Source organism: Rhodopirellula bahusiensis, assembly GCF_002727185.1.
Lineage (GTDB): Bacteria > Planctomycetota > Planctomycetia > Pirellulales > Pirellulaceae > Rhodopirellula > Rhodopirellula bahusiensis.
This window is the reverse complement of sequence record NZ_NIZW01000001.1, coordinates 529,532-545,475: the sequence shown is the minus strand read 5'-3', so window position 1 is coordinate 545,475 and position 15,944 is coordinate 529,532. Positions and strand designations below refer to the sequence as shown.

General features: G+C 57.1%; 13 protein-coding genes. 2 read left to right on the top strand and 11 right to left on the bottom strand.

Annotated elements, in window-relative coordinates; translation table 11 throughout:
- Positions 1-136: 136 nt before the first annotated feature.
- Both CEE69_RS02210 and CEE69_RS02205 read right to left on the bottom strand, forming a co-directional pair.
- Positions 137-532 (bottom strand): endonuclease domain-containing protein, encoded by a 396-nt coding sequence (locus CEE69_RS02210; RefSeq protein ID WP_233214522.1) that lies wholly within the window; start codon positions 530-532, stop codon positions 137-139.
- A gap of 122 nt (positions 533-654) precedes the next feature.
- On the bottom strand, positions 655-1,692 hold the full coding sequence (locus tag CEE69_RS02205) for an AAA family ATPase (RefSeq protein ID WP_099258997.1): 1,038 nt from the start codon (positions 1,690-1,692) through the stop codon (positions 655-657).
- Positions 1,693-1,937: 245 nt separating this feature from the next.
- Between CEE69_RS02205 and CEE69_RS02200 the strand changes: the two genes are divergently transcribed.
- Positions 1,938-3,632 carry a DUF1559 domain-containing protein gene (locus tag CEE69_RS02200; RefSeq protein WP_233214521.1) on the top strand — a complete coding sequence of 565 codons (1,695 nt, stop codon included), beginning with the start codon at positions 1,938-1,940 and terminating at the stop codon, positions 3,630-3,632.
- 26 nt (positions 3,633-3,658) lie between these two features.
- On the opposite strand, the gene CEE69_RS02195 is transcribed toward CEE69_RS02200, so the two are convergent.
- The 8 genes from CEE69_RS02195 to groL (CEE69_RS02160) all read right to left on the bottom strand — a co-directional run bounded on the left by CEE69_RS02195 (position 3,659) and on the right by groL (CEE69_RS02160) (position 12,586).
- A complete protein-coding gene (locus CEE69_RS02195; RefSeq protein ID WP_099258993.1) occupies positions 3,659-5,299 on the bottom strand; it encodes an L-serine ammonia-lyase, iron-sulfur-dependent, subunit alpha in 1,641 nt (546 codons plus the stop codon).
- Positions 5,300-5,515: 216 nt separating this feature from the next.
- Positions 5,516-6,322 carry an MBL fold metallo-hydrolase gene (locus CEE69_RS02190; RefSeq protein WP_099258991.1) on the bottom strand — a complete coding sequence of 269 codons (807 nt, stop codon included), beginning with the start codon at positions 6,320-6,322 and terminating at the stop codon, positions 5,516-5,518.
- A gap of 132 nt (positions 6,323-6,454) precedes the next feature.
- The gene (locus tag CEE69_RS02185; RefSeq protein WP_099258989.1) at positions 6,455-6,748 is read right to left on the bottom strand and encodes an FmdB family zinc ribbon protein; all 294 of its coding nucleotides are present in this window, start codon (positions 6,746-6,748) and stop codon (positions 6,455-6,457) included.
- A 77-nt stretch (positions 6,749-6,825) separates the two neighbouring features.
- Positions 6,826-7,428, bottom strand: a complete 603-nt coding sequence (locus CEE69_RS02180; protein WP_099258987.1) for a nucleotide exchange factor GrpE — start codon at positions 7,426-7,428, stop codon at positions 6,826-6,828.
- Positions 7,425-8,606, bottom strand: a complete 1,182-nt coding sequence (gene dnaJ / locus CEE69_RS02175) for a molecular chaperone DnaJ (protein ID WP_099258985.1) — start codon at positions 8,604-8,606, stop codon at positions 7,425-7,427. The genes CEE69_RS02180 and dnaJ overlap by 4 nt, the downstream gene beginning before the upstream one ends.
- Positions 8,607-8,817: 211 nt before the next feature.
- Positions 8,818-10,440 (bottom strand): chaperonin GroEL, encoded by a 1,623-nt coding sequence (groL, locus tag CEE69_RS02170; protein ID WP_099258983.1) that lies wholly within the window; start codon positions 10,438-10,440, stop codon positions 8,818-8,820.
- A 45-nt stretch (positions 10,441-10,485) separates the two neighbouring features.
- Positions 10,486-10,791 carry a co-chaperone GroES gene (groES, locus tag CEE69_RS02165; RefSeq protein ID WP_007330007.1) on the bottom strand — a complete coding sequence of 102 codons (306 nt, stop codon included), beginning with the start codon at positions 10,789-10,791 and terminating at the stop codon, positions 10,486-10,488.
- Between the two features lie 79 nt (positions 10,792-10,870).
- On the bottom strand, positions 10,871-12,586 hold the full coding sequence (groL, locus tag CEE69_RS02160; RefSeq protein WP_099259225.1) for a chaperonin GroEL: 1,716 nt from the start codon (positions 12,584-12,586) through the stop codon (positions 10,871-10,873).
- Positions 12,587-13,176: 590 nt separating this feature from the next.
- Between groL (CEE69_RS02160) and CEE69_RS02150 the strand changes: the two genes are divergently transcribed.
- Complete coding sequence (locus CEE69_RS02150) at positions 13,177-15,186, top strand: hypothetical protein (RefSeq protein ID WP_099259224.1); 2,010 nt, start codon at positions 13,177-13,179, stop codon at positions 15,184-15,186.
- A gap of 17 nt (positions 15,187-15,203) precedes the next feature.
- Here CEE69_RS02150 and CEE69_RS02145 read toward each other — a convergent pair whose 3' ends face one another.
- Positions 15,204-15,935 carry a hypothetical protein gene (locus CEE69_RS02145; protein ID WP_099258980.1) on the bottom strand — a complete coding sequence of 244 codons (732 nt, stop codon included), beginning with the start codon at positions 15,933-15,935 and terminating at the stop codon, positions 15,204-15,206.
- Between the last annotated feature and the right edge of the window lie 9 nt (positions 15,936-15,944).

Genomic DNA, 15,944 nt, shown 5'->3' with positions numbered 1-15,944 from the left:
GTGTTGGGTGGCTAGGAGCTAGGGGCTAGGAGCTAGGAGCTAGGAGCTAGGAGCTAGGAGCTAGGAGCTAGGAGCTAGTTTCCGAAGGAGCGAAGCGACGCGATGTCCCCTCTCCACCGGCTTCCGGGGGAGAGGGCTAGGGTGAGGGGGATCTCAAAACACAATCACTAGTGACCTTTCCATTCCTCTCCCATAGCCCGCAATATCGCCACACCAACCGCCTCGGTGTTTCCAAGACATCCGCGTTGCAAAATCGCACGACGATCCATCCTGCGCGGTTCAATTGAGCAGTTCGGCTCATGTCTTGTTGCTCTTGATGTTCGTGGTAGTCGCCGTCGAGTTCAACGATCAATCGTTTCTCGACACAGGCAAAGTCGGCGATGAAAGGTGGGATGGGCAATTGCCGTCGAAACTTGTTTCCGTTGAGTTGACGATTGCGGAGGAGTGTCCAGACGAGTGATTCGGCTTTGGTTTGGTTGGTGCGGAGCTTGCGAGCGTTTTGTGTTAGTTGAGGTGGTTGGCGGATTGGCATGGTTTGCTCTGTTTGGTGGATTCCCCCTCACCCTTGCCCTCTCCCCCGGAAGCCGGGGGAGAGGGGACAACGCGTCGCTGACGCTCCTTTGCTAACAGCTAACAGCTAGTAGCTAGTGACTCTCACTCCTCTTCCAGCAACCTTGCGACGATGTCTCGGGCGGTCATGCCTTCGGCTTGGGCGGCGAAGGTGGTGATCAGTCGGTGTGTCAGCACGGGCAGTGCCACTGCTCGGACGTCTTCGGTGCGGACCATGTAGGAACCTTCCAGTGCGGCTCGTGACTTGGCGCCCAAGATCAAATCCTGAACGGCTCGTGGGCCAGCACCCCAGGACACCAACGGCAGCAACCATGACGGAGCGGTTCCGCCGGCCGGTCGAGTCTTGCGGACCAACTGGGCGGCTTCGGTGTAAATGTGATCTGGCACCGGGATCCGGCGGACGAGGTCTTGATTGGCGACGATGTTTTCTGCCGTCATCAAGTGCTGAAGTTCAGGCAACCGTCCGCCCGTCGTTGTACGAGCGATCGCGATCTCTTCTTCTTCGGATGGGTAGTCCAATTCGATCAACGCCATGAAGCGATCCAGTTGAGCTTCCGGCAACGGGTACGTGCCTTCTTGTTCGACTGGGTTTTGTGTCGCAAGCACCATGAAGGGTGGCGGCAGGTCAAAGCCTTTGCCGACAACGGTGATGCGTTGTTCCTGCATCGCTTCCAACATCGCCGCTTGGGTCTTGGGTGGGGCTCGGTTGATCTCATCGGCCAACACGATGTTTGCGAACACTGGCCCATGAGCGAACTGGAATTCGCGACGACCGTCGCCGTTGTCTTGCAGGATGTCGGTGCCGGTGATGTCCATGGGCATCAAGTCCGGTGTGAACTGGATGCGATTGAACTTCAGCGACATCGTTTCGGCGAGCTTGCTGACCAACAGAGTCTTGGCGAGTCCTGGAACTCCCATCAGCAATGCATGTCGTCGTGCAAACAAACACACCAACAACAAGTCAACTGTTTCACGTTGGCCAACGATCACCCGAGCCAGTTCGTCTCGGAGTTGCTGAGTCAATCGCCCGAGACGGTCGACGGCTTGGACATCGTCATCGCTTAGCGATGGTTCCGTCACCGAGGAAGCAGATGAGTTATTGGACACCACCGATTGCGACATCTGTTATTTCCCGTCGTGAACATGGTTGAAGCCAGCGGGTTACTATAACCTCCTTCGGGGGACCGAAGCAAAGTTCTGGCGGCAAGTGATTCTTGATTAGACCAAGACGATCGGACAAAAACCGCCGCATACCAATGAGTTCGGTACACAATTTTTTTGCCACGAGGGAAACGATGATGCGGGACACTGATTGCGATCGGCGTGAAAGCCAGCAAGTAATGCGATTTAGGCGGTCGATGAAGTGGATGGGATTTCTAACGGCACTGGGAATTTCAGCGGTTCTGATTGCTGCCTGTGAAACACAGGCTCAAGACCAACTTCGGGCGGTGGTGCAGTCCGATTTGTTGGCGGAGTCGGGGCCCATCGAGAAGATTGGCGGGCGATATGTCCCCGATGATGCGATTGCGTTGTTAAGGATCACATCTGAATCTTTGTGGGACAATGAAATGTTCCAACTGTTCCCGACGGAAGTTTTCCGGGTGCAGGCACTGGAAACAGTGGGCTTTGATCCGATGGATGTCCGTGAGGTCCGGGCCTCGTTTGCGATTTCCCCGACGACCGGCCAGCCCGAATTTGGCGGCGTCGTGATGATGGATGGAAACGTTGATCAGGCGGTGTTGCTGGAGGCTCTGGATGCCAATCCTCAGCCGATGCAAATCGATGGCCGAACGGTGTACCAGGTGCAGCCTTCGCCTCCGCTCATTCTATGCCAGCTTGAGCAGAACGGTGCCGAGTCAGAAGTTTGGTACATCGGGACTTCTGAATATCTCGAACGTGTGGTTCAGGCGAAGGCGGAAGTGATCGAAGCTGAACGAGGCCCTCTGCCCAATCGCGTCGCGAAATTGCCGGCGCGAGATGGATTGTCTTTGGTGGTCGAAATGCAATCCATTCGTCCGATGGTCAGTGGGCTGGCGATGAATGCAGCCGGAAGTTTGCCGCCTCGGTTGCAGGTGCTCGGTCAGGTTCCTGGTTTGACCGATGCGGTGTTGTTGCATCTTGGGTTGGTCGACCAAAAGACATCAGTGGAATTGACCGTGGTGGCGATCGATGAATCGGCGGCCGAGCAAATCGAGTTAATCGTCAAAGACTCGCTGATTGAAGCGGAAGCGATGGCTGATGCTGCGATTCAAAATGAACTGAACGCGTCGGATATGTCACCGGCAATGCGGCAGGCAACGGAAGCGTATGCCGAGCGAATCACGGCCTTGGTGAAGGATGCGATCCAGCCAATTCGCGAAGGGACAGATCTGTCCATCGCAGTCGAGTCTGAAATGGGGATCGCGACCTCCGGCGTGTTGGTCGGATTGTTGTTGCCAGCCGTGCAAGCCGCCAGGGAAGCGGCTCGTCGAATGCAGTCATCCAACAACGTCAAGCAGATCATGTTGGCGATGCACAACCATCACTCGGCTTACAGAGAATTGCCTTTGTCTGCCATCGTGGATGACGACGGGAACCCATTGCTCAGTTGGCGAGTGGCTTTGTTGCCATTCATGGATGAACAGGAACTTTATAATCAGTTCAAATTGGATGAGCCTTGGGACAGTGACCATAATCTGCCATTGGCTCAGCAGATCCCTTCTGTCTATCAGCCGTTGAGGAAGCCCGTCGAACCAGGGCACACCATTTACCAGGCAGTTGTCGGTGATTCGATTGGACTCAAGCCAATGCAGCGAACTGGGTTCCGTGAATTCTTGGATGGCCTTTCGAACTCAGTCTTGATCTTGGAGACCAATGCGGATCAAGCTGTGCTGTGGACCAAACCAGAAGATCTAAACATCGATCTAGATAATCCACTGAAGGGACTGGGCAGTTCATGGCAAGGTGGATTCCATGTTGGCATGGGTGATGGTGCCGTGAAGTTCATCACTGAGGAGATCGACCCAGATCTTTTCCGGAAAATGCTGACGCGAGCGGGCCGCGAAGTGGTCGATATTCCGTAGAAGTTCATTCCTTCACGCACGGCCGATCAAGTCGCGGTTGGTACCTTGGTGTCCAGCTGCACGGGAGCCGGTCCTCCGCTGCAGCCACAACCAGTGCCGCATTGTTGCAATCGTTTTTCGATCTGCAGCGATGTCGGCGTGGTGGCCAATCCGCCCAAGGCGGTGCAGCGGTGTTCGCGGGGCATGCGTTCGGAAACTCGACGAGCCGCGTCAATGGTTTCGTCCAGTGGAATGACGGGATCAAATCCTGCCAGGCACATATTGGCACATGAGATTGCGTTGCTGGCCGCGATCACGTTTTTGCCCAAGCAGGGGACTTCGACACGGTTGGCAACGGGGTCGCAAATCAAGCCCAGCATGTTTTGCAGAGCCATCGATGCGGCGCCGGTCGCTTGCGTGGTCGTCCCGCCCGCCATCGTGACGAGGGCAGCCGCGGACATTGCAGCGGCTGAGCCACCTTCGGCTTGGCAACCGCCAACTTCCGCAGCAAAGCTCCACGCAGTCGCGATGAAGACTCCAATCAAGCCTGCCGCCAAAAATGCCTTGGCGATTTCTTCGTCGGACAGCGACAGCGATTCACCCATCGCCAGGCAAGTCGCGGGAAGGGCAGCGCAGGCTCCTGCTGTGGGAGCGGCGATGATGACACCCATTGAACTCTTCACTTCCATCATCGCGGTTGTGTAAAGCACGATTTGGTTCAGCGCACCCGCATCAAGCAGTTGCCCTGATTGCAGCTTGTCGCGAAAGCCGCCGGACTGATAACCGAGCACTCGGTCGGCGTATTCGGTTCCGTTGAGGCCGGACTCAATGCTGGTGCGAGCGATCTGGACGATCTCGATCATGCGGTCCAAAACTTCTCGCTCGGTCAGTCCGCCTCGCTGCATCTCATATTCAACCGCCCACTTCCAAAGTGGTTTGGAGTCGACGTCGGCTTGCGATGTCAGTGTGTTGCAATCTTGGAAGGGAATCTCAGCGTTGGGACGCGAGCGGATCGGCAGCACGGGTGCCAGGCGAACAATCGGCTCAGGGCTTTCCCAAGGAAGCGATCGTTGCAGCGTCGCGAATTCAAGGCGTTGGCTGGATTGAATCTGCAACATCACGTTTTGATCGGACGTCCTTACATGGACATGATCAGCCATCAACTCTTTCGCGAGCGATTCGCAATCCAAGGTTTGGATGGCTTCGTTCGAGGCGGGTTCTGCCAGGCGAACAAGGGTCTCGTCAAAGCCACCATCCATGGAGACATCAAAGTCGTCGATCGAGGTGACTTCGATCATGCCGCCGCCGGTGGAGATCGCAATCAGCGTGTGGGATTCTTGTTCGCCGCAAACGGTCAGGCGATAGGTGTTCGGGTGAGCGTCGCCATAGTTGCCGTATTCAAATTCGAATGCGATGCCATTGTCGATCAGATGCTGGCGCGAGTTTGGCAAGCGTTCGTCGTGGGCTTCCCAGCCGAGCAACCCGCCGAACAAGCCCATGTCGGACCCTTGGCTGGTGTGGGTCGCGGGAAGTGATCCCGATTCGTCGAACTGAATCAGCACATGTTGCAGGTCGCCGCCCACCAGGTCGCGGGCCAGGCGTCCAATTCGAAGAGCGGCGGCGCAGTGCGAACTGCTGGGGCCTCGCATGACTGGGCCAATGACGTCATTGAAGATGCTGACCGTCATGGGATCGCTCAACTGCAGCAAGAAAGGAAGAATTGGAAGCGATGACTCTGACTCAATTGACTTGCTGCGTCAAATTTATCGCGGTCCGACGGAATCGGATGGAAGCTTGTTTGCCCTAATGGATTGATTTGGGCGTTCAGGCTGGTCAGCGGGCTCGGAAGTCCATCGTACGGTCGTCCGGCTCAAACGTTTTGCGAAACGGAAGCGTTTGCCGAGTTAGAAAAACATCTGCTGGGTGAGTTTCCGGTTCTTCGAGGGGGAGATCTTCAGCGGCTGAGTGGCGAGATGGCGGTCAGCGCAGACCAAATGCAGGCGATCGCCAAGGCATTCGCGATGGGTTTGCATCACCACGTCAGGGCAATTGTTTTCGTCGGAAAGGTGAGCCAAGCATGCCCATTGCAGTTGGTCGCTGGCGTGAGAGATCACTTCCGCGGCTTCACGATTCGAGATGTGGCCGCCGGATCCTGAGATGCGATCGCGAAGGAAATCGGGGTAGGCGGATGCTGCCAACATGCTTTCGTCGTAGTTGCTTTCGATGAGCAACGCGTCGAGCGTGTTGACGCTGGCGAGCAAGTCGTCGAAGACGCAGCCCAGATCTGTCCACAATCCAAATCGAGAGCAACCGTTGTCGAGCGTGAATGCGGCGCCGTCGACACCGTCGTGCGGTGTGGGCATCGTTTCGATGGCCGTCTCGCCGACAGTGAACGTTTCGCCGGGGACGAAATGCTGGATGTCTTGGGCTGGACCGAGCGGAACGCGACGCTCGGTCGATCGCAAGGTTCGGCGACTGATGTGAATCGGCACTTTCAGCTTGCGGTTCAAAACGCCCAAGCAACCGATGTGGTCGCGGTGATCGTGCGAGATCACAATGGCGTCGATTTCCGATGCGTCACGCCCGGCATCTTTCAAGCGGGTTTGGACTTTACGGAAGCTGATTCCCGCATCGAAGAGTAAACACTCCGAGCCCGTGTCGACAAAGACACAGTTGCCGCTGCTTCCTGATTGCAAACACAGAACATCCATGCCGGCAATCGTAGCAGGTTCTCAAGCAACGTAGGAGCGCTGTTTGATAGCACGGCGGCCAAAATCAACCGGCCGTGTTCCTAACCAATCGTGGTCGGTTGTTGCCCGGCCTTGGATGGCGGAAAGAGCGACTCAGTCCTTGGACTTTGGCGTGGACTTCTTTGCCGTGCTGTCGCCTTTCTTGCCATCGCTTTTGGATTCCGACTTGGGTTTGTCGGCGTTCTGACCTTTCTTGTAGCTCTCGCTTCGGTAGTCGGTTTGATAGAAACCGCTGCCTTTGAACACAATCGCAGCCCCGGTTCCAAACTGTCGTTGCAGTTTGTTCTTCTTGCATTCCGGGCACTTTTTCAGCACTTCGTCGTTGATGCCTTGGAACACTTCCAACTCGTGACCACAAGCTTCACACAAATAATCGTAAGTCGGCATAGGAAAGGATTGAAAGAAAAAGGGTGAAAGTGGAAAACGGAAACGGAGCAGATTCGTTCAGTGACAATGCGAGCGGGTCACGCGGATCCGTCACCGGTGCTGACGACGACCTGAGCCGGACGCACAACTCGGTCGTGCATTTGAAACCCAGGTGTTGCGACGTGAGCCACCATGCCCGATGCGATTTCGGGATGAGGCATCTGTGAGATGGCTTCGTGGAAATTCGGGTCGAACAGTTCGCCTTCCGCAGGGATCTCTTTGATCGCGTGTTTGGCCAACACGTCGTCAAGCTGTTTGCAGACCATCGACACGCCTTCGGTCAGTCCGGCCGCGGATTCGCCGTTGCCAGCGGAGTTGGCTGCATCGATCGCTCGCAGCAAGTTGTCTCGGACTTGTAGGATGTCGGTGACCAGAGGCATGCCGGCAAACTTCAGTTGATCTTCCGTGTCGCGGCGCAAGCGTTTGCGGAAGTTCTCCGCTTCGGCTTGGGCTTGCAGAACGCGTTTGCTGGCGTCTTCCACTTCGCCTCGCAGACGGATCATTTCTTCGTCGCGAGTTTCCTCACCGGCTTCCGCGAATGCTTCGTCGTTGGCTGCGGTTTCGTTTTCAAGCGAAGCGTCGACTTGTGAATCGAGCTGTTCGTCTTCGGATTGAAGTTCTTCGTTGGGTTGTTCGTTCATGAGTCTTTCTCCGTGTCGGTTGAGCCGGTGTTGGCATCTTCCGGTTCGGGGTCAAAAAAGTGACGAAGTTTGTCGAGAAACGATGTGCGTTCGGGAAGCACCGAATCGTGATCGAGATCGGCTAATTCGCGAAGCAATTTTTGTTGTTTGTCGTTGAGCTTTTTCGGGACTTCGATGAAGACCTGAACCAACAGGTCTCCCGTTCTTCCGCTGCGAGGGTCAACGATTCCTTGACCGCGAACGGTGAAGACGTGCCCGGTTGGGGTGCCGGCGGGAACGGTCAGTTCATGCGGTCCGTCGAGGGTCGGCACATTGATTTCAGCACCGAGAGCAGCCTGGGCGTACGAGATGGGCATCTGCAAAATCAGATGCTGGCCTTCGCGTTTGAACAGGTTGTGTTCTTTGACGGAGATGAAGCAGTAACAGTCGCCGTTGGGGCCGCCATCGGGGCTCGGTTCGCCTTCGCCTTGCAAGCGGACTCGCATGCCATCGTCGACCCCGGCGGGGATCTCGACGTTCATCTCAGCTTTTTCGTTCTGCGTTCCCGTGCCACGGCATTTGCCACACGGTTCGCCGATTTGCTTGCCCGCACCTTTGCAGGTTGGGCAGGTCGTTTGGACACGCAGGATGCCCGCGGACTGGATGACTTGTCCCTGCCCGCCGCACATGGTGCAGGTGACTGGTTCGCTGCCCGCGGCGGCGCCGGTGCCGTCACAGGTGTCGCAGGAAACGCGACGTCGGAAGACGATGTCCTTGTGGCATCCGCGAGCGGCTTCTTCGAGCGAGAGCGTGACGTCACAGCGAACATCCGCGCCGCGTCGAACGCGTCGTCGTCCGCCACCGCCACGCCGGGAGCCTCCTCCGAAGAAGTCACCGAAGCCGCCGCCTCCAAAGAGGTCGCCGAATGCTTCGAAGATATCTTCGACGTCGCCGTATTGCTGCGTCGCACCTTCGACACCCGCATGACCGTATTGATCGTAGCGAGCTCGTTTATTCGCGTCGCTGAGGACTTCGTAGGCTTCGGTTGCTTCTTTGAATTTCGCCGTCGCGGAGTCGTCGTCCCGATTGCTGTCGGGATGATACTTGATGGCAAGTTTTCGATACGCGCGATCGACCTGCTGCTTCGTGGCCGTTCGTTCGACCTTCAGCACTTCGTAGTAGCAGGTTTGGGTGGCCATGAGAAATCAAACAGAAAAGTGTTCGTGGTCAGTGATTGCCTCGACGCCGTGTGGATCGTTGGCACAAATGCAGGACAACGATTCGGCGACGGAGGGTCATGAAAACGGGCCGCTCACCGAAGGCGAACGGCCCATTTAAAATTTGCAGTGTCGAAGGCTCAATCAATGATTCAGCCGTTCGACTCAAGCAGTTAGTGGAGGCGACTAGCGATCAGCTAACCATGCCTTCAACCGGACGTTTGTCCTTGTCTTCTTGCTCGAAGTTCGTGACCAAGGCTTCGGTCGTGAGCAACAAGCCTGCGATGCTGGCAGCGTTGGTCAATGCGGTGCGAACCACTTTGACGGGATCGATGACGCCTGCTTTGACCATGTCGGTGTATTCGCCCGTGTGAGCGTTGAAACCGATTTTAGGATTGTTCTTCTGCAGGACTTCATCCACCACGACGCTACCGTCGATGCCGCCGTTGTCGGCGATCTGACGCATGGGAGCGTCGAGAGCACCCAGGACAATGTCGACGCCGATTTTCTCGTCGCCCTTGGCCTTCTTCTTGGCTGCTTCGACTGCTTCGCGGCAGTGAACCAAAGCGACACCGCCACCGGGCAGAATGCCTTCTTCGACTGCAGCGCGAGTTGCGTGCAAAGCGTCTTCCAAGCGAGCCTTGGTTTGCTTCATTTCAGCTTCGGTTTCGGCACCGACACTGATGACAGCCACACCGCCGGCCAGTTTGGCCAAACGCTCTTGGAACTTTTCCTTGTCGTAATCGCTGTCCGTTTGCTCGATTTGAGCGCGGATTTGAGCGACACGCTTGTCGATGTCTTCGCGTTTGCCAGCACCTTCGACGATTGTCGTGTTCGACTTGTCGACGGTGACCTTCTTCGCGCGACCGAGGTGTTCCAGGGTAACGTTTTCGAGCTGCATGCCGAGGTCTTCGCTGATCAGCGTACCGCCGGTCAATGTGGCGATATCGCCGAGCATCGATTTGCGACGATCGCCAAAGCCAGGAGCCTTGACCGCACACACGTTGAGCGTGCCACGCAGTTTGTTGACCACCAACAACGTCAATGCTTCCGCGTCGACGTCTTCGGCGATGATCAACAATGGCTGACCGGTTTGAGCGGTCTTCTCGAGCAATGGCACGAGGTCGCGAATGTTGCTGACCTTCTTTTCGTACAGCAACACGAGTGCGTCTTCGAGGCTCGCTTCCATCGATCCGGAATCGGTGATGAAGTAAGGCGAAACGTAGCCTTTATCGAACTGCATCCCGTCGACGTATTCGACTTCGGTGGTGCGGCTCTTGCCTTCTTCGACGGTGATGACACCGTCTTTGCCGACTCGTTCCAAAGCGTCAGCGAGCAATTCGCCGATCACGTTGTCGTTGTTGGCCGAGATCGCACCGACGTGAGCGACTTCTTGTTTGCCGCTGACAGGGCGTCCCATTTCAACCAGTTGACCGCAAGCGGCTTCGACAGCCTTTTCGATCCCGCGACGGATCGCGGTTGGGTTGCTGCCGGCAACGATGTTTCGAAGGCCTTCTTTGAAGATGGCACGAGCGAGAACGGTTGCGGTGGTGGTTCCGTCGCCAGCCAAGTCGCTTGTCTTTTGAGCAACTTCGATGACGAGTTTGGCACCCATGTTCTCGAAGCGGTCTTCGAGTTCGATTTCCTTGGCGACGGTCACACCGTCTTTGGTCACGGTTGGACCACCGAAGGATTTATCGATGATCACATTCCGGCCTGTAGGACCCATCGTCGTTGCGACGGCCTTGGCCAGTTTTTCCACGCCGGCCAACATGCGGGCCCGAGCGTGATCGTCAAAAAGCAATTGTTTTGCCACGACTGAATTCCTCGTAGATGTTTTGGGGTGAAAGAACGAACCGGATCAGCCGATCTTGGCCAAAATGTCGCTTTCGCGAAGGATCTTCATTTCGTGTCCGTCGACTTCGATTTCGCTTCCGCCGTACTTGCCGTAGATCACGACGTCGCCGACCGAAACGCTGAGTTCACCGCGGTTGCCGCTATCGAGCAGCTTGCCAGGTCCAACAGCGACAACGGTGCCGCGTTGTGGCTTTTCTTTTGCCGAGTCGGGGAGCACGATGCCGCCAGCGGTGGTTTCTTCGGCTTCGCTGGGTTGAACCACGACGCGGTCATCGAGAGGACGCAGGTTGATTTTTTTAGCAGTGGCCATGAGTTGATTCCTGTGAGTTGAAAGTTGAGTTTGAATGTGGGGGTGGAAAAAGGATTGAAAGAGGGTCGCGGGCAGCGGCTTACATCATGCCGCCCATGCCACCCATGCCTCCCATTCCGCCCATGCCACCCATTCCCATGCCGCCCATGTCTGGCATTCCGCCACCCATGCCGTGATCGTGATGATCGCCACCGGCTGGTTCTTCTTCGACGGGGATTTCGGTGACCAAAGATTCGGTGGTCAACAACAAAGCGGCGACCGAAGCTGCGTTGGTCAGCGAGGTGCGAACCACTTTGGCAGGGTCGACGATGCCAGCTGCGACGAGGTCGCAGTACTTGTCAGCGTTGGCGTCGTAACCTTCGGTTTTGCCCTTCATTTGAAGCACGCGGTTGACGACCACGGCTCCGTCCAGGCCAGAGTTGTTGGCGATCGCACGCATTGGCTGGTCGAGCACGTTGCGGATGATTCGCACGCCGAGCTTTTGATCGCCTTCGGTTGCTTTTTCCAGTTTTTCAACCGCAGCACGGCAGCGAAGCAGTGCGGTTCCGCCACCGGGGACGATGCCTTCTTCGAGTGCAGCTTGGGTCGCGGCACGAGCGTCGTCGATGAGGGCTTTGCGTTCCTTCATCTCGGTTTCGGTTGCAGCACCCACGTTGATTTGAGCCACACCGCCGGCCAGTTTGGCCAAACGCTCTTGAAGCTTTTCGCGATCGTAGTCGCTGTCAGTTCCTTCGATTTCACGACGGATTTGAGCGACACGGCCTTCGATGTCAGCTTTCTTGCCAGCACCACCGACGATGGTGGTCGCTTCGCTGGTGATGCGAATTTGTTTGGCGCGACCGAGGTCGGAAACCTTGACGCTTTCCAGGTCGATGCCGAGGTCTTTGAAGATTGCCTTGCCGCCGGTCAGAGCAGCGATGTCGCCCAAGATGGCTTTGCGGCGATCGCCGTAGCCGGGAGCTTTGACGGCACACGCCGACAGGATGCCACGCATCTTGTTGACGACCAAAGTGGCGAGAGCTTCGCCTTCGGTGTCTTCGGCGATGATCAGCAATGGCTTCTTGGCTTTGCTGATGGCTTCCAGCAACGGAATCATCTTCTTGTTGTTGCTGATCTTTTCTTCGAACAACAGGATGTAGCAATCATCTAGTTCGACAGTGACTTCGTCTTGGTTGGTGACGAAGTGAGGCGACAGGAATCCGCGATCGAATTGCATGCCTTCAACAACGTCGACGTAAGTCTCGTTGCTGCGGCCTTCTTCAACGGTGATCACGCCGTTCTTGCCCACCTTGGTGAAGGCGTCTGCGAGGACGTCACCGATTTGTGGGTCGTTGTTGCCAGCGATCGTGGCAACTTGCTTGATGTCGCTCTTGCTCTTCTCGTTGATCGGGGTCGCCATTTTGGCGATTTGAGCGGTCGCGGTGTCGACGGCTTTTTGAATGCCACGCGACAATGCCATTGGGTCGGCTCCGGTCGCGACCATTTTCAGGCCTTCGCGGAAGATGGCTTCGCTGAGCACGGTGGCGGTGGTGGTGCCGTCACCGGCGACGTCATTGGTCTTGCTGGCGGCTTCTTTGACCAGTTGAGCACCGAGGTTTTCGAACGGATCGTCCAGTTCGATGTCCTCGGCAACGGTCACGCCGTCCTTGGTGACTTTGGGCGAGCCCCATCCTTTGTCCAAAACGGCGTTGCGGCCGCGAGGGCCAAGTGTGCTGCGGACGGCACGGGCCAGCTTGCTGACTCCGGCAAGCAATGGGCCGCGTGCGTCATCGTCGAAAACGATCTGCTTTGCCACGATGTAGTTCTCCTGAGGTGGTTTGGATCCGAAAGGCACGCTGGTGTTGGGCGTTTCGCAAAGGTGCGAGCCCAGGCGGCCACGGATTCGATGCCAAGAGGGAAAGAGACGGGGAATGTGTTCGGGTCGAACGAAGCGGTTCGGCCATTCGGGCACGAATGCGTTCGTTGGGGCTCGCAGGTAGCAATCGCCGTACCGCGAGTGGATGTTTTGTCGCAAGTGATGACGAGGTAGGCGTTTACGGGATTCGTAGGTTTGCCGGGGCCTCGTCAGCGGAACCGTTCCAGGGTCGCTGGTTGCCAACGTGGCAGGAGGCCTTTTCGAGCCGCGAAATCTCCATGTGTCCGGTCAGGATCTTTCCCAACCGGTGCAATCGTTTCGACCGGCAGCCGACGGCCCGAAATGCTTGCCAAGCGAAGAACTGCCGCTCAAGAATCATTGACCTTTTGGCTTTCAAAACCTTCACTTGCGGCAACTGCGCGTCGTTGCGTGGTGATCGAAGCGTTGTGTTCGTGTCTGTTCCGGTCCGCAATCTGCGGTGGCTACAGTCCGTCCTGCCCGAAATGATTCAAACCTGATTGGTTGTCCTGATGCGTTGGTGTCATCGCCGATATGTCCTGTCGTTTGCCGTCCTGAGCCAGTTTGTGGGCTCGTTCGCCACTCCTTCTGCCAGCGCCTGTTGTCTGACGGATTGGTTGTACGGCAAGCAACCCGCTTATGTAGCCGGCTACACGCCGGTCGTGGGTGCGCCGGTCACAACGATCACGACCACACCCGGCACAGCCATGGGGGCTCCCGCGATTGCGGCACCTCCGGGATACGCCGCCAACTACCCGGGCTACACCGCGGGTTACACGCCTCTGATGACCGCGGCGCCGAACTCGTCGGTTCTGCCGCTCAATCCATCCAGCATCTACACGCCATCGCAACCTTATTCGTTGCAGCGTCCGGCCTACGGTGCCGTTCCGTTGGACAACCCGTCGGTTTACACGGGATTGCCAACGACGAACTCACCAGTTGTCGCTGGCTACCGCGGAACCGTTTCCACCGGCAGCCCGTTCATGGGAACAGGCAACGTCTATCCAAACAGCAGTTACGCGACCAACGTCGCAGGTGTCCAGCCCGTCACGGCTTACCGTCCGGCAACGACCTACCCGACATCGAATGGCTATCGGACTCCGATCCGTAGCGGTTTGTCGCGGTTCTTCAATTCGTTGCTCGGCACCGGCTATCGCAGTTCGTATTACACGGCACCAATCACCTATTACCGACCCGCGACGACTTTGGATCCGGTCACCGGAACCACGGTCACGGTTCAGCGCGCTTGTGAATCGACGGTTCAGCAACTGCAGCGAACGCCCTACACAACATTCCAAGGTTTGGCATCGCAGCCAGCCATGGTGCCGTCCACCACGATTGATCCGTGCATGACCACGGTCGACTCGTGCGGTGTGGCAACATCGGTGGCTCCGGTGACCAGCCCCTACGGTGCATCGCCTTATGCTGCGTCGCCTTACACGCAATCGGCACCGGTTGATTCGTTTGCGGCCCAGCCAAGTTGGAGCGGTGGTCCTTCGGCGTCCTCGATCCCGAGTTCGATCGACCCGAGTGGCTACGGTGGAGTCGCGCAAACAAGCGACTTGCAACCCATGGCTCCGCCGGCATCCACTCCTTCGAACTTGCAACCATTCGACGCTCAGCAGCAAACGCTTTCGCCGCTGACAGGGTCGCCTTACGCCAGTGAACCACCATCTGAATCACAACCTTCGCCTTCGGATCAACCACCGACGACGCAGTACCGATACAGCATCGAACCACCAGCTCAATCGAACCGTCCGGCCGACGAGCCAGCCGAAACGGAAGACAGCTATCCCAACGATGTTTACGACAGCTATCGCTACCAACCTGAGTCGGAAGGGCAGGGCGGCAGCGAAGAAAGCAGCCAGAACTCGCTGGATGACTACCTTGGCCGAAGTCGGCAAGAAGTCCTGCGAGATCGTGAAGATCTGCGTCGATTGACATCGGGAAATGCTCCCGCCAATCCTTCCGCCGCACCTCGCGTGCGTCCGATCCCAGCACCGGAAGGTTATCGTCACGCGTTCGACGATCGAGGAGTACAAGCCGCCGCACCGGTTGCTCGTCCAAGCACCGCACCGGTTCGTTCCATCCCGTCACTGACACCGCCTGCCACATCGGAAACGGGCCAATTGCGAGCGCCTGATTTGTTGCCCGCTTTGCCGCCTCCACCAAGCACCAACAGCGGAGCTTATGAGCAAGCTCAATCGCGAATGGTTCCATCGGTGGAAGACGAAGGTCCGGTTCAGTGGGGCTACAAAGTCCGCGAAGCATCGCTGACAGAACGTCGGCCTTCGATGCCAGCCACGAAGGCTTTGTCCGAGCCAGTGGGTGACTACCAGCCGGTTCGTCAGCCGATGCAAGATCGATCGACTCGCGTGCAGAGCCTGCGACCTTCAACAGCGTCCAGCAATGCGGCGCAACGAGCTTCACAGCCCATCACGCCAAAGCCCGTCAAGCCAAAACCCGTCAAGCCACAGCCAACCAAGCACAAAGAGTCAGGTTGGCACGCACTGGATCGTTGATCGCCTTGGCCGGCGATTCACTCCGCTGAATCAAGCCGCACGATCGAGCTCTCTTCATCGAGCTCGATCTCTTCGTCTAGTTCGAAGTCATCGAAGTTCTGGGCACCCAACGTTGCCATCGCGAAATCGAAGTTGCCTTCGCCAAGGGTGTCGAGCATTCGGTTGTAGATTCGCGTTTGCCTCGCCATGTCGTCGAATGGGCCCGCGACATAAGTCGGTTTCCCTTCGAAGCCGAACGAGATTGCTTCTCCCACCGATGCGGGCTCGATGTGGTGCCACAACGGCGCGAACTTGTTGTAGTCCGGATGCGGCTGCAGACCGCATGATTCGGCGTAGGCGATCGCTGCTTCCACGACCCCGCGAGCAAACTCGGGCGGGCAAGGTTGCACCATCTGACGCGAACGCATGTCGGCGATCACGTCGTTGTATTCGGTTTGGGTTCGATAGTTGCCTGTCGCGTCTTTGACACCCATGCACCCCAGATCGATCAGGAAGAACGCGGCAGCAATTTGGCCACCCGGTGCGGTTCGCGAAAGCATCACGTGCCCGATCGCGGGGCTGGCTGGTTTTTGAACCAGCAGCTCAGGGCTGATCATGCAGTCCACGATCGATCCGGTGGCTGCCGCTCGCATTTTGCCTGCCATCGACGCCATCATCTGTTGCTGGCGGGCCAGCTCTTTCTTTTTTCGCTGTTCTTTGGCTTTCAGTTTGGCCAGCTTCTTTTGCTTTTGTTGTTCCGACTTCGCCATCGTTGATCC

Excerpts from the sequence above, each read along its gene's own strand:
- CEE69_RS02200 (WP_233214521.1), top strand. The coding sequence starts at position 1,938 with ATGGGATTTCTAACGGCACTGGGAATTTCAGCGGTTCTGATTGCTGCC.
- groES (WP_007330007.1), bottom strand. The coding sequence starts at position 10,791 with ATGGCCACTGCTAAAAAAATCAACCTGCGTCCTCTCGATGACCGCGTC.
- CEE69_RS02185 (WP_099258989.1), bottom strand. The coding sequence starts at position 6,748 with ATGCCGACTTACGATTATTTGTGTGAAGCTTGTGGTCACGAGTTGGAA.
- CEE69_RS02145 (WP_099258980.1), bottom strand. The coding sequence starts at position 15,935 with ATGGCGAAGTCGGAACAACAAAAGCAAAAGAAGCTGGCCAAACTGAAA.
- CEE69_RS02190 (WP_099258991.1), bottom strand. The coding sequence starts at position 6,322 with ATGGATGTTCTGTGTTTGCAATCAGGAAGCAGCGGCAACTGTGTCTTT.
- CEE69_RS02180 (WP_099258987.1), bottom strand. The coding sequence starts at position 7,428 with ATGAACGAACAACCCAACGAAGAACTTCAATCCGAAGACGAACAGCTC.
- CEE69_RS02195 (WP_099258993.1), bottom strand. The coding sequence starts at position 5,299 with ATGACGGTCAGCATCTTCAATGACGTCATTGGCCCAGTCATGCGAGGC.
- CEE69_RS02210 (WP_233214522.1), bottom strand. The coding sequence starts at position 532 with ATGCCAATCCGCCAACCACCTCAACTAACACAAAACGCTCGCAAGCTC.
- dnaJ (WP_099258985.1), bottom strand. The coding sequence starts at position 8,606 with ATGGCCACCCAAACCTGCTACTACGAAGTGCTGAAGGTCGAACGAACG.
- CEE69_RS02205 (WP_099258997.1), bottom strand. The coding sequence starts at position 1,692 with ATGTCGCAATCGGTGGTGTCCAATAACTCATCTGCTTCCTCGGTGACG.
- CEE69_RS02150 (WP_099259224.1), top strand. The coding sequence starts at position 13,177 with ATGCGTTGGTGTCATCGCCGATATGTCCTGTCGTTTGCCGTCCTGAGC.